This is a genomic window from Nocardia sp. NPDC002869 (assembly GCF_046764065.1).
In the GTDB taxonomy this organism is placed as follows: domain Bacteria; phylum Actinomycetota; class Actinomycetes; order Mycobacteriales; family Mycobacteriaceae; genus Nocardia; species Nocardia rhamnosiphila.
In genome coordinates this window covers 58,134-73,045 of sequence record NZ_JBKOOL010000007.1, presented here as the reverse complement: position 1 = coordinate 73,045, position 14,912 = coordinate 58,134, and the positions used below count along the sequence as shown (strand labels likewise).

Annotated in this window: 1 protein-coding gene; it reads left to right on the top strand. The window is 71.3% G+C overall.

The window, feature by feature from the left end; translation table 11 throughout:
- The coding region (locus tag ACLML9_RS02320; RefSeq protein ID WP_411943884.1) for an amino acid adenylation domain-containing protein at positions 1 to 14,904 on the top strand (14,904 nt) is incomplete at its 5' end.
- Positions 14,905 to 14,912 lie beyond the last annotated feature (8 nt).

The window sequence follows — 14,912 nt, the reverse complement described above, 5'->3', positions numbered from 1 at the left end:
CGGATCGATTACCGGGAGCTGGACGAGCGCTCCAACCAATCGGCCAGGACGCTCATCGCGCGGGGCGCGGGGCCGGAAAGCGTGGTCGCCGTAGCGATGCCGCGCTGCGCCGATTCCGTTCTCGCGCTCTGGGCGGTGGCGAAGTCCGGTGCCGCGTTCCTGCCGATCGACCCGTCGTATCCGGCTGCCCGGATCACCCATATGATCACCGACTCCGGGGCCACACTCGGTCTCACGGTCGATGCGGTGCGCGAGAAACTCCCCGGCACCGTCGACTGGCTGCTGCCCGGCGCCCACGACCCGCCCGGCGACACCCGGCCGCTCACCGACCGCGACCGGACCACCGTGCTGCGGCCCGGGCATCCGGCCTACCTGATCTACACCTCCGGTTCCACCGGCACGCCGAAAGGCGTGACCGTGACACATGCCGGGCTGGCCGCCCTCGCCGCCGAACAGCGCGAACGCTATACGGTCACCGGCGAATCACGCACCCTGCACCTCGCCTCACCGAGCTTCGACGCCTCGGTCTGGGAATTACTTCTCGCGGTGGGCTCCGGCGCCACGATGGTCATCGCCGAGCCCGGCACCTACGGCGGCGAGGAGCTGGCCGATCTGGTACGCCGCCATCGGGTGACGCACGCGGTGGCGACCCCGGCCGCATTGGCCTCGGTGGATCCGGCCGGCCTGGACAGCCTGCGTGTCGTCGTCGCCGCCGGTGACGCCTGCCCGCCGGAGCTGGTACGGCGCTGGGCCGTCGGGAGCCGCGAGTTCTTCGATGCCTACGGACCGACCGAGGTCACGATCATGGCGAACCACAGCGCCTCGTTGGCGCCGGGAGACCCGGTCACCATCGGCGGCCCGATTCGTGGTGCCACGGAGTGGGTACTGGACCGGCGACTGGAGCCCGTCCCGGCGGGCGTGGCCGGTGAGTTGTACATCGCGGGCGCGCTACTCGCCCGCGGCTACCATCACCGGCCGGGAGCGACCGCCGCGCGCTTCGTCGCCTGCCCCTGGAATCCCGGTCAGCGGATGTACCGCACCGGGGACATGGTCCGCTGGACCGCCGCGGAAACCCTGCAGTATCTGGGCCGGTCGGATTTCCAGGTCGAGATCCGGGGTGTGCGAATCGAACTCGGCGAGATCGATACCGCCCTGGCGGCCTGTGAGTCCGTGGCATTCGCCGTCACTGTCGGCCACCGTACCGGCTCCGGTACCGCCGCGCTGGCCTCCTATGTCGTCCCCGCACCGGGTCATTCGATCGATATCGCGTTCCTCACCGAACACCTGCGCGGCCTGCTGCCGTCCTATATGGTCCCGCCCTCGATCACGGTGCTCGAGCATATTCCGCTCACACCGGCGGGCAAATTGGACCGCAAGGCGCTACCGAACCCCGTCGTCACCGGCACCGTGCCGTTCCGGCCGCCCGGGACACCGGTCGAACGGATCGTCGCACGAGTTTTCGCCGAGGTGCTCGGTCTCGGCCCCGTCGGTCTCGACGACTCCTTCTTCGCGCTCGGTGGCGACAGCCTGACGGCCACCCGGGTCGCCGCCCGGCTCGGAACGGCACTGGGTGCCGAGATTCCGGTGCGGTTGTTGTTCGAGGCGCCACGGGTGTCGGCGCTGGCCACCCAGGTGGAGGGTCAGATGCGCACGGGGCGCCAACGCCCGCCGTTGCTCGCCGGACCCCGCCCCGACCTCGTACCCCTGGCGCCCGCCCAGCAGCGGATGTGGTTCTTCAACCAGTACGACACCCGCTCCGGTGCCTACAACATGCCGATCGCGGTCCGGCTGCGCGGCGAACTCGACCTCGGCGCCCTCCGTGCGGCGATGACCGATGTCGTGGGCAGGCACGAATCGCTGCGGACGCGTTATCCGGAACGGAAGGGAACGCTGACCCAAGTGGTCGAATCGGTCGACGCCGTCGATCGTGAGTTGAGCCCGGCGCCGGTCGGGCCGGACCGGTTGATCGCCGCGATCACCAACCTCGTACACGAAGGATTCGACGTGAGCGCCCGGGTACCGGTGCGTACCCGGTTGTTCCGCGTGACCGGCGGTACGGAGACCGAATACGTGCTGGCCGTGGTGGTGCACCATATCGCCGCGGACGGCTTCTCCATGGCGCCGCTGGCCCGCGATGTGGCGACCGCGTATGCCGCCCGTGTGCGTGGCGAGGCGCCGTCGTGGCCGCCGCTGCCCGTCCAGTACGCCGACTACGCCCTGTGGCAGCGCGCTGTCCTGGGCGACCCCGCCGACCCCGGATCACTCAGCGCCCGGCAGATCCGCTACTGGACGGAAACGCTCGCCGATCTACCGGAGGAGCTGCGCCTGCCCTTCGATCGGCCGCGGCCGGCGGCCCGGTCCCACCGGGGGGCGAGCTACCGATTCGGGCTGAGCGCGGACCTGGTGGGAAAGCTGCGCACGTTCGCCCGCAACCGCAGCTCGTCGTTGTTCATGGTGATCCACGGCGCGCTCGCGGCCACTCTCGCGCGGTCGAGCGGTTCCGGTGATATCGCGATCGGTACGCCGGTGGCCGGGCGGGGCGCCGCCGTCCTCGACGACGTGATCGGAATGTTCGTCAATACGGTGGTCCTGCGGACGGAGGTCGACCTCGGCGAGTCGTTCACCGCCTTCCTCGACCGGGTCGAGCGGACCGATCTGGCCGCGTTCGGGAATGCCGACGTTCCCTTCGAGCAGTTGGTGGACGAACTCGCTCCGGAGCGGTCCCAGTCGCGGCATCCACTGTTCCAGGTGCTGCTGGCCTTCCAGAATCTGGCCCGCGCCGATCTGGAGCTGCCCGGCCTGGACGTATCGGTGCTCGACCTACCCGAGGACGTCTCCCGGTTCGATCTGCAACTGGTGCTGGCCGACGACGAGAGCGGCGGACTGGCGGTGACGGTCACCTACTCGACGGAGCTGTTCGACGCGAGCACGGTCGAATCCCTGGTGCGCCGCTGGGTTCGGACACTGGACGCGGTGGCGGTCGATCCGGCCGTCCCCGTGGGATCGATCGAGGTGCTCGAACCCGCCGAACATGCCGATCTGCTGACGCGTTCCGGCCCGCCCGGTGTCGCGCCCCGCACCCTGGCCGAATTGCTGGCCGGCGGCGCCGCCCGGGATCCCGCGGCCACAGCGCTCGTCTTCGACGGTGCCCGGATCGATTACCGGGAACTGGGCGAACGCGCCGGCCGATGGGCCCGGATGCTCATCCGGCGGGGCGCCGGTCCCGGTGACATCGTCGCGGTGGCGATGCCGCGGTCCGCGGATTTCGTGCTCGCGGTCTGCGCGGTGGCCGCGGCCGGTGCCGCGTTCCTGCCGATCGACCCGGCGTATCCGGCTGCCCGGATCACCCATATGATCACCGACTCCGGCGCCGTACTCGGTCTGACGATCGACTCGGTACGCGACCGGCTGCCCGGCACCATCGACTGGTTGACCCCGGACGACATCCCGGAGCGGGACGGCGGCACCGGACCGATCTCCGACGCCGACCGGGTGCGCCCGCTGCACCTCGACGATCTCGCCTACGTCATCTACACCTCCGGGTCGACCGGGCTGCCCAAAGCCGTCGCGGTCGGGCACCGCGGGCTGGCCGGCGTCGCGAGCGAGCACCACGACGGCCTGCACATCGGACCCGGTTCGCGCGTCCTGTGCCTGTCCTCGCCGAGCTTCGACGTCTCGATACTGGAACTGCTCTCGGCATTGGCCGCCGGCGCGACAATGGTCATCGCGCCCGGTGCGGTCAACGGCGGCGACGCGCTCGGCGAACTGCTCGACCGCGAGCAGGTCGGTCACATACTCATCACCCCCTCCGCGCTGTCCACCGTCGACGCCACCCGATGGCCGCTACCGCACCTGCGCACACTGATGGTCGGTGGCGAGAGCTACGGGACCGAATTGGTGCAGCGCTGGAGCCACGGCCACGAGGTGCTCAACACCTACGGGCCCACCGAGCTCACGGTCGCCGCGACCCGCCCGAACCGGATGGTGCCGGGCGAACCGGTGACGATCGGTGGCCCGATCCGCGGTGCCACGATGTGGATTCTGGACCAGCGGCTGCAACCTGTCCCGTCCGGTGTCCGGGGTGAGCTGTATATCGCGGGCCCGCTGCTCGCCCGCGGCTACCATCACCGGCCGGGCACAACCGCCGAACGCTTCATCGCCTGCCCCTGGCAAGCCGGTCGGCGGATGTACCGCACCGGAGATATGGCCCGGTGGACCGCGAAGGGAACCATCCAGTATCTGGGCCGGTCGGATCTCCAGGTCAAGATCCGCGGCCTGCGTATCGAACTCGGGGAGATCGACGCGGTACTGGGCGCCCACGAGTCCGTCGGATTCGCCACCACCGTCGGCCACCACAACCCCTCCGGCGCCGTGGCGCTGGCCTCCTATGTCGTTCCCGCACCGGGTCGTTCGATCGATACAGCTCAGCTGACCGAATTCCTCGGCAACCGCTTGCCGGCCTATATGGTCCCGCCGTCGATCACCGTGCTCGAACACGTCCCGCTCACACCGGCGGGCAAATTGGACCGTAAGGCGCTACCGGATCCGGTCCGCACGGACAGCACACCATTCCGGGCGCCACAGACAGCGCTCGAACGCACCATTGCCGGGGCATTCGCCGATGTACTGGGTATCGACACCGTCGGACTCGACGATTCGTTCTTCGCGCTCGGCGGCGACAGCATCATGTCGATCCTGCTGGTGAACCGGGCCAGGACGGCGGGCGTACTGTTCTCCGCGCGCGAGGTGTTCGACCACCGGACGGTCGCCGGGCTGGCCCGGGTCGCTGTCCGGGACGACGAGGCCGCGCGGGCTTCCGCTTCGGTGGAACCACCCGGCGGGGGTGTGGGACCGATCCCGCTGACGCCGGTCATGCACTGGTTCACCGAGCACACGCGATCCGGAACAGGCCGCATCACCCAGGCCGTGCTGCTGGCTCTGCCCACCGGAACAGAGCGGCGGCGGCTGGCCGAAACCGTGCAGGCGGTCCTCGATCGGCACGATATGCTGCGCTCCCGGCTACGCCGGGCCGATGACGGAAGCTGGACGTGGGAGACGTTACCGGTCGGCGCGATCCGATCCGACGACATCATCCATCGGGTGGCCACCGAGGCGGCGCCGGGTAGCCCCGGGTTCCGCACTGTGACCGCCGCGGAATCGGCGGCCGCGGCGAACCGGCTCGACCCGGGTGCGGGCATCGTGGCGCAGGTGGTCTGGTTCGATCCGGTGGACCCCGCGGTGCCGGACCGGATGCTGATACTGGTGCATCATTCGGCGATCGACGGCGTCTCCTGGCGGGTGCTGGTGCCGGACCTCGCGATCGCGTGGGCGCGGACGGAATCCGGCGAACCGCCCGATCTCGCCCCGGCGGGGACATCGATGCGCGGCTGGGCGCACGGGCTTCTCGAGGCAGCCCACCGTCCGGAGCGCACCGCGGAACTCGGCCGGTGGCAGGCCGTGTCCGCGGAACCCGATCCGGTGATCGGGGCCCGCCCCCTCGACCCCGCGGTCGACGTGGCCGAGACGGTGCGCACGGTAGAGGTCGAGCTCTCGGCCGAGGTCACCGCGGCGCTGTCGACCGATTTGCCCGCCGCATTCCACGGCACCGTGGCCGACGGCCTGCTGGCCGCGCTGGCGCTGGCGACGACGAAGTGGCGCCGCGAGCGCGAACCCGCGGCCGCCGGCAACCGGCCCGCGGCGACGGTGATCGGTCTCGAGGGCCACGGTCGCGAGGAAGAGGTCGTCCCGGGCGCGGATCTGACACGGACGGTCGGCTGGTTCACCACGAGTTTCCCCGTGCGACTGGATCTTTCCGATATCGACCTCGACGACGCGTACGCCGGTGGGCCGGCGATCGGCGCAGCGGTCAAAGCCGTCAAGGAACAGTTACGCGCCTTCCCGGACCACGGCATCGGCTACGGCCTGCTGCGCTATCTGAACGAGGACACCGCACCGGCGCTCCGCGCGCTGCCCACGCCGCAGATCGGGTTCAACTATCTCGGCCGCATCGTCGCCGGACCCCGCGGGCAGGCGCAGCCATGGCAGCCGGTGGACGACGGCGGCGACTTCTCCGGCGCGGCACTCGCCCGTGGGCTGAATCCGGATATGCCGGTCACAGCGGCGCTCGATATCACCGCCCGGATCGTCGACGACGGGGTCCGGCAGCACCTGCGGGCGATCTGGTCGTATCCCGCCGGAGTGCTGGACGCCGCGGAGGTCCGCCGGGTCGCGCAGTCGTGGTCGGACATGCTGACCGGACTGGCAGCATACGCGCGGGGTCCCGGGGCCGGCGGATGGACACCGTCGGATCTGGATCTGATCTCGCTGGGGCAGTCCGAGATCGAGCGGCTCGAGCAGAGATATCCCGCAGCACAGGACATCTGGCCGTTGACGCCGCTGCAACAGGGTCTGCTGTTCCACGCACTGGCCGCAGAGGAATCGACGGACGCGTATGTGGTGCAGCTGGTCGTGGAACTCCGGGGCCGGGTCGATCCGGAGCGGCTGCGGCGGGCCGGACAGCTGCTGCTCGACCGGCATGCGAATCTGCGTACCGCATTCGTCACCGATATCGGACCGGTCCAGGTGGTCGACAGCGGTGTGGCGGCGCCCTGGTCGGAGGTCGACCTGTCCGGTCTGGACAACGACGCGCGAGCCCGGGAGTGGGAGTTGCTGACGGCCGCGGATCGGGCGACCCGGTTCGACCCGGCGCGCCCACCGCTGTTGCGCTGGATGCTGGTCACCACGGGGCCGGACAGCTACCGGCTGGTGCTGACCCAGCATCACCTCTTGCTCGACGGCTGGTCCACCCCGCTGTTCCTGCGCGAGTTGCTGGTGCTCTACGCCACCGACGGTGATGTCGCGGTGCTGCCCCCGGCCCGGCCCTACCGGGACTTCCTGGCGTGGCTCGGCGGGCAGGACCGGACCGCGGCGCTCGAGGCCTGGGCCCGCGCATTCGACGGTACCGATGAGCCGACTCTGGTGGCTCCGGCGAACCCCGGGCGCGGCTACACCGGATCCCGTGAGGTGACCGGCGCACTGACCGAGGCACAGACCACGCGGCTGACCGGCCTCGCACAGGCCCGGGGAGTGACTCTCAATACGGTGGTCCAGGGGGTGTGGGCGATCGTGCTGGGCCTGTCGACTTCCCGCGACGATGTGACCTTCGGGTCGACGGTCTCCGGGCGGCCCCCGCAGATCCGGGATATCGAATCGATGATCGGGTTGTTCGTCAACACCCTGCCGGTGCGGGTCCGTCTCGATCCCGCCGAGAGCGTGGGAGACCTGCTGGAGCGGATCCAGGCGGAGCAGGCCGCCCTGCTCGATCACCACCATGTGGGCCTGGCCGATATCGAACATGCCGCCGGGCCGGGGGCGGTGTTCGACACGATGACGGTGTTCGAGTCCTATCCGGTCGACCGCGGCGGGCTGACCGCGGAGACCGATATCGCCGGCCTGCGGGTTGCCGACGTGACCGGTACCGACGCCGCCCACTACCCGGTGGGCGTGGTCGCGCACACCGACACCCGGCTCCATCTCCGCGTCACGTACCTGCCGGAACTCTTCGACCAGGACGCGGCGGCCGCGATTTTGCGCCGGATCCTGCACGTACTGGACCTCTTCGTCACAGACCCGGATCGGCCGCTGGGCCGGCTGGATCTGCTCTTCCCGGCGGAGTCCCGCGAGCTGCTCTCGGTAGCGGGCGATCCGGCGGTGACCGAGCGGGTCCTCCCGGAACTGCTGGCCGCCGGCCGAGACCCGGAGGCGGTGGCGGTGGTGTGCGGGGACCGCCGGTGGACCTACCGCGAACTCGACGCGCAATCGAATCGGCTGGCGCGGTACCTGATCGCCCGGGGCGCCGGACCGGAGACCGGTGTCGCGGTGGGGTTGCCGCGGTCGATCGAGTCGGTGCTGGCGCTCTGGGCGGTGGCCAAATCGGGGGCGGCGTTCGTTCCGGTCGACCCCGCCTACCCCGCAGGCCGACTCGAGCACATGCTCGCCGATTCCGGTGTGACGATGGGGATCACCTCGGCACAGTGGCGGGATCGGCTGCCCGGACAGCTGCGCTGGCTGGTCCTCGACGAACCGGCGACGGCCGCGGAGGTCGCGGCGACGGCGGCGGCGCCGGTCACCGATGCGGAGCGCACACTGCCGGTGCGGGCCGATCAGGTGGCGTATGTGATCTACACGTCCGGTTCCACCGGGGTGCCGAAAGGTGTGGTCGTCTCGCATCGCGGGTTGGCGAATCTGGTCGCCGAACAACAGTCGCGTTTCGGTATCGGGCCGGCCACCCGGGTCCTGCATGCCGCCTCGCCGAGTTTCGACGTGGCAGTCATGGAACAGCTGTGCGCGTTCGGGTCGGGCGGACGGCTCGTGATAGCACCCCCGGCCGCATACGGCGGTGACGAGCTGGCCCGGATTCTGCGCCGGGAGAACGTGTCCCATGCCGCGCTCACCCCCACGGTGCTGGGAACGATCGACCCGGCCGGGCTGGCGTGCCTCGAAACGGTCGCGCTGGGCGGCGAGGTACCTCCACCAGAACTGGTGTCGCGGTGGGCACCGGGCCGGACTCTGCTCAACAGCTACGGTCCCGCGGAGGCCACGGTCGAAACCCATGCCTCCGCACCACTGGTGGCGAACGAGCCGGTGACGATCGGCCGACCGCACCGCGGGGTCGGGCAAGTCGTCCTCGACACCTGGTTGCGCCCGGTGCCGGCCGGGGTCGTGGGCGAGTTGTACCTGGCCGGTCCGGGCCTGGCCCGCGGCTATCGCCACCGGACGGGTACGACCGCGGCGCGGTTCGTCGCGGATCCGTTCGCGGGGCCGGGACGGCGGATGTATCGGACCGGCGACCTGGTGCGCTGGTCGCGGCAACCGGACGGGAGCCTGGCACTCGAGTATGTGGGCCGGGCCGATGCGCAGGTGAAGATCCGTGGTTTCCGCATCGAACTCGGCGAGGTCGAAGCGGTGCTGCTGGCCTGTCCGGGTGTGGCCCAGGCCGCGGCGGCCGTACGCCGCGACCCCGCCACCGGAGACCGGTTGATCGGATATCTGGTGCCCGAACCCGGCGCCGAGATCGATCCCGCCACAGTTCTCGCCGACGCCGGCGAGCGGTTGGCCGCGCATATGGTCCCCGCGCATGCGATGGTGCTCGACGCACTACCGCTGACCGCGACCGGCAAGCTCGATCGCGCCGCGCTCCCCGCGCCGGATCTCACCGCGACCCGGACCGTATCCCGGGCCCCGGTCACCGGGTCGGAGAAGACGCTGGCGCGACTGTTCGGGGAGGTACTCGGACTCGACGAGGTCGGTGCGGACGATTCGTTCTTCGCGCTCGGCGGCGACAGCATCATGGCCATCCAGCTGGTGACCCGGGCCCGGGCGGCGGGACTGGTGTTCTCGGCGGGTGCGGTGTTCGACCAGCGCACGGTCGCCGGGCTGGCCCGGATCGCGGTGCCCGGCAGCGGCTCCGCGGCACCTTCCCGTCCGGCGGAGCTGCCGGGCGGAGGCGTGGGTCCGGTGCCACTCACCCCGATCATGTGCTGGATGTTCGAACGGGGCGGCTTCGACCGCTTCTGCCAATGGGTCGAGCTGACCCTGCCGGCCGGTATCGACGCCGCCGGTATCGGCGCCACCGTCCAGGCGGTACTCGATCACCACGACATGCTGCGGGCCCGGCTGTACCCCGATCCGGCACATCCGTCGGGGTGGGCGCTGCGCGTGGAACCGGCCGCGGTATCGGCCGCCGCGCTCATCCGGCACGTGCCGGCGGACTCGGCCCCCGGCAGCAGCGCGTTCGCCGCGCTCACCGCGGCCGAGGCGGACGCGGCGGCCGGACGCCTCGACCCCGCGGCGGGCGTGGTGCTGCAACTGGTCTGGCTGGATCCGGCCGGTGAGCCGGGCCGGTTGCTCGTCGTCGCACACCACCTCGTGGTCGATGGTGTGTCGTGGCAGATCCTCGTCCCCGACCTCGCCGCCGCGTGGGCCCAGGTGCGGGCCGGGCAACGACCGCGCCTCGCGCCCGTCGGTACCTCGATGCGCCGCTGGGCGGACGCCCTGCACACCGCCGCCGGTGACCGCGGCGAACTCGACCGGTGGCGGGCGGCTCTGGGCACCGGTGATCCGCCGCTCGGCTCCCGGCCGATCGATCCGGCCGTGGATACGCAGGCCACCGTCGCCACCGCGCAGATCACGCTGTCTCCCGCGCTCACCCACGATGTGCTCACCACACTCCCCCGGGCCTTCCGTGGCAATGTGGACGACGCGCTCCTGACCGGGCTCGCGCTGGCACTGGCCCGGTGGCGGCACCGTCGCGGTGTCACCAGCGCGGAAACGCTGCTCACCCTGGAGAGTCACGGCCGCCACGACACCGTGCTCCCCGGGGCCGACCTCACCCGCACTGTCGGATGGTTCACCACCACCTATCCCGTGCGACTCGACCTGTCCGGCATCGATATCGGCGACGCGTTCGCCGCCGGAGCCGCCGCCGGAGCGGCGGTCAAATCGGTCAAGGAACAGCTCCGGCAGGTACCCCGCCATGGAACCGGCTTCGGATTGCTGCGCTATCTCGACAGCGAGACCGCTCGCGAGCTGCGCGCACTGCCCACCCCGCAGGTGAGTTTCAACTACCTCGGCCGGTTCGACACACTGCCCGCGGCCGCGTCGGCCGAGTGGATGCCGGCCGGCCCGCGAGCCGCCGGCGGCGCACAGAATCCGGAGGCACCCGCAGCCGCCCTGCTGGGCATCAACGCGGCCACTACCGACACGCCCGGCGGGCCGGCGCTCACCGCCGCCTGGGAATACCCCGCCGGCGTTCTCGGCCCGGTCGAGGTCACCGAGTTGATGGGATTGTGGCGCGACGCGATGACCGCGCTGGCCACCCACGCGGCCCGCCCCGGCAGCGGTGGCCCGACCCCTTCGGATATAGATCTCCTCGACCTGGACCAGTCCACGATCGACCGGCTCGCGGCTCGGCAGCCGGGACTGGACGACATCTGGCCGGTCACCCCGCTGCAGGCCGGGTTGCTGTTCCATGCCCAGCTGGCGGCCGGCGATCTCGACGCCTACGTGGTGCAGCTCTGCCTGGAGCTCGGCGGGACCATCGACGCGGACCGTCTCCGGCGCGCTGTGCGGGATCTCCTCGGACGGCATCCGAACCTGCGGAGCGCCTTCGACCGCGACAGTGCCGGGAGACCGGTCCAGGTGGTGCGCCGGCACGTCGATGTCCCGTTCGGGCGGATCGGGCTGCCGGGGCGGGATGAGGCGGCGCTCGAACTCGAGCGGATCATGGCGGCCGACCGCCGCGCCGGTTTCGACCCGGCCGTCCCACCGCTGCTGCGGCTGACACTGATAGATCTGGCCCCGCAGCGGTACCGGCTGCTGGTCAGCATGCATCACCTCCTGATCGACGGATGGTCGACGCCCCTGCTCATCCGGGAACTGCTGCAGCTCTACGTCGGCGACGGCGATCCCGCCCTGCTACCGCCCCCGGTACGCCCCTACCGCGACTATCTGGCCTGGTTGCGGGCCCAGGACCGGGACGCGGCGGATGACGCGTGGGCCCGGGCCTTCACCGGCGCGGTCGAGCCGACCCTGCTGGCGCCCGCCGACCGCGGACGCCGGCAGACCGCCGCCGGGCGCGAGGTGCACCGGCAGCTGAGCGAGGACCGCACCACGGCATTGGTCGCGGTGGCCCAGCGACAGGAGATCACGCTCAACACCATCGTCCAGGCCGCCTGGGCGCTAGTGCTGGCGACCGAGACCGGCCGCGAGGACGTGGTGTTCGGCGCCACCGTGTCCGGCCGCCCACCGCAGCTCGAGGGCATCGAATCGATGGTCGGGCTGTTCGTCGACACGGTGCCGGTCCGGGTACGGCTCGCCCCCGGCGACACCCTCGCCCGGCTGCTCCGTCGGATCCGGGCCGAACAGACCGCACTGCTGGACCATCAGCATCTGGGGCTCGCCCGGATCCAGAACGTGGCAGGTCCCGGCGCCATCTTCGACACCGTGACCGTCTTCGAGTCCTACCCCATCGATCGGACCGGGCTGTCCGAGGCCGCCGATCTCGCCGGCCTCCGCGTCCTGGGTGTCCACGGCCGCGACGCCGCGCACTATCCACTCGGCCTGATCGTCGAGCACGGCACCCGGTTGCGCCTGGGCTTCGAATACCTGCCCGAACTCTTCACCGCGGACCGCATCGAAGCACTCGCCGACCGGGTACTGCGGGTACTGGACGCCGTCGCCGAACATGTCGATCTTCCGCTCACCCGGCTCCGGCTGCTGTCACCGGACGAGCAGGCCGCCCTGGTGCCCGTCCGGGGCCGGCCCGGTACGGCGCCGTCGGTGCTACCGCAGGTGCTGACATCGGCGATGGCACCCGATACCGAAGCAGTGGCCGGCGACGGCGTGCGCCTGACCTACCGTGAACTCGACGAGCGCTCGAACCGATGGGCGCGGGTCCTACTGGACACCGGAGTCGGGCCGGAGTCGTTCGTGGCACTGGTGCTGCCGCGTTCGGTCGACGCCGTCGTCGCCGTCTGGGCGGTCGCGAAAACCGGCGGCGCGTTCGTACAACTCGACCCGGCGGATCCGGACGACCGGATCGCCCGCATTCTCACCGATTCCGGCGCCGCCACCGGGCTCACCTCGGCGGACATCCGGCACCGGCTGCCGGACACGGTCGAATGGCTCACCCTCGACAGTCCGTCCTTCGCGACGGCGACGGCCGCGGCATCACCCGCCGCGATCACCGATTCCGCGCGCACGACCGGGCTCCGCCCGCAGCACCCGGCGTATCTGATCTACACCTCGGGCTCCACCGGTACCCCGAAAGGCGTAGTGGTCACCCATGCCGGAACCGCGAATCTGGCCGCCGAAGCACGGGAGCGGTTCGGTCTCACCTCCGCCTCCCGGGTACTGGCCGCCGCCTCCCCCAGCTTCGATGTCTCGATTCTGGAATGGCTCGGCGCCGCGGCCGCCGGAGCCACCGCGGTCCTCGCTCCCGCCCGAGTGGTCGCGGGCGCCGAACTGGCCGCGGCGATCGACGCCGGGCACATCACCCACGCGGCGCTCACGCCGACCGTGCTCGCCTCACTGGACCCGGGCACGGCCGGCACCCTCGAGACCCTGATTCTGGGCGGCGAGACGTGCCCACCCGAGCTGGCGGCCCGCTGGACGGCGGACCACACGGTGATCAATACCTATGGAGCCACCGAGACCACGATCATGAGCTGTGCCGCCGCGCCCCTGCGCACCGCGCCGGAGGGTCCCCTCCCGATCGGCGGCCCGATCCGGGGCTTCACCGCCGTGGTGCTCGACCGCGGGCTGCGTCCCGTCCCGCCCGGAGCGGTCGGCGAGCTGTACCTGGCCGGGCCGGGCCTCGCCCGGGGTTACCACCGGCGCCCCGCCACCACTGCCGCCGGGTTCGTCCCGGATCCGTACGGACCGCCCGGCACGCGGATGTACCGGACCGGCGACCTGGTCGCCTGGAACGCCGGCGGGTCACTCCGGTACGCGGGCCGCGGCGACCGGCAGCTCGAGATCGCGGGTAATCGCGTCGAACCCGGTGAGGTCGAGGCCGCCCTGCGCAGCGGGCCGGATATCGCTCAGGCCGCCGTCACGGTTCACGACCGGGATGACGGCACCGGCCGGCTCGTCGGATACGTCGTCCCCGCCCCCGGCACCACCCCCGATATCCCCGCCCTGACCACCCACCTCGCGACACGGCTGCCCACCCAGATGATCCCGGCGGCCGTCCTCACCCTCGACCGGCTCCCGCTCACCGCCACCGGCAAGCTGGACTACCGGGCACTGCCCGCCCCCGACCGGCCGTCCGCGGTGTACCGGCCGCCGGCCACGCCGCTCGAGAGCACGGTGTGCGACGCCTTCGCCGGCATCCTCGAGCTGGAACGGGTCGGTGCCGACGACAACTTCTTCGACCTCGGCGGCAACTCACTGGACGCGGCCCGGTTGGCGGCGCGGCTCGGCGAAACGACCGGTGCCGATATGCCGCTCCACTGGGTGTTCACCGATCCGACGCCGCAGGCGCTGGCCCACCGAATCGAGTCCCGCCACCTCGGTGACGAGCCGGCACCCGAGGACGTGTTCGCGGTGCTGCTTCCGCTGCGCGGCACCGGACACGGCCCTCCGCTGTTCTGTGTCCACCCCGCCATCGGTCTGGCCTGGGGGTTCAGCGGACTGGTGCGCTATCTCGATGCCGATCGCCCGGTCCACGGACTGCAATCACCGGCGCTCACCGAACCCGACACGCAATTCGCCACCCTGGATCGGCTCGCGGACCGCTATGTCCAGGAGATCAGGGCCGTCCAGCCACACGGCCCGTACCACCTGCTCGGCTATTCGCTCGGCGGCACCATCGCCCACGCGATCGCCGTCCGATTGCGCCGGGACGGCGAGCCGGTGGCGACCCTGGCCATGATGGACACGCGTGTGGTCACCGCCGACAGCGTCCGCGCGCCCACGCCCACCATCGGAGAGATGCTGACCGAGGCCGGCGCCGCCGACCCGGACTCCGCCGAACTCACTATGGCGGCCGCGGCCGAACTGCTGCACCGGCAGGGGGGTTTCGGCAGCCTCCTGACCGCGGAACACCTCACGCGACTGCACCGCGACTACAGCCGGCTGGTCGACCTGACCTGGCACCACCGGCCCGGGCTCTTCGACGGTGACCTGATCTATTTCAGCGCCGCACCGGAGAGGACGAACGACGGCGCCGCGCCGGCTCTCGCCTGGGCCGACCACATCACCGGCCGGATCACCGAACACCGTATCCCGATCCGGCACGAACAGATGACCGCCCCCGACGCACTCCGCGCAATCGGACTCGCCCTCACCCAGCACTTCCACTCCGCCCGGACTTCCCCGGCGCCCGGCCCCGACTCCAGCTAGGACAGCGA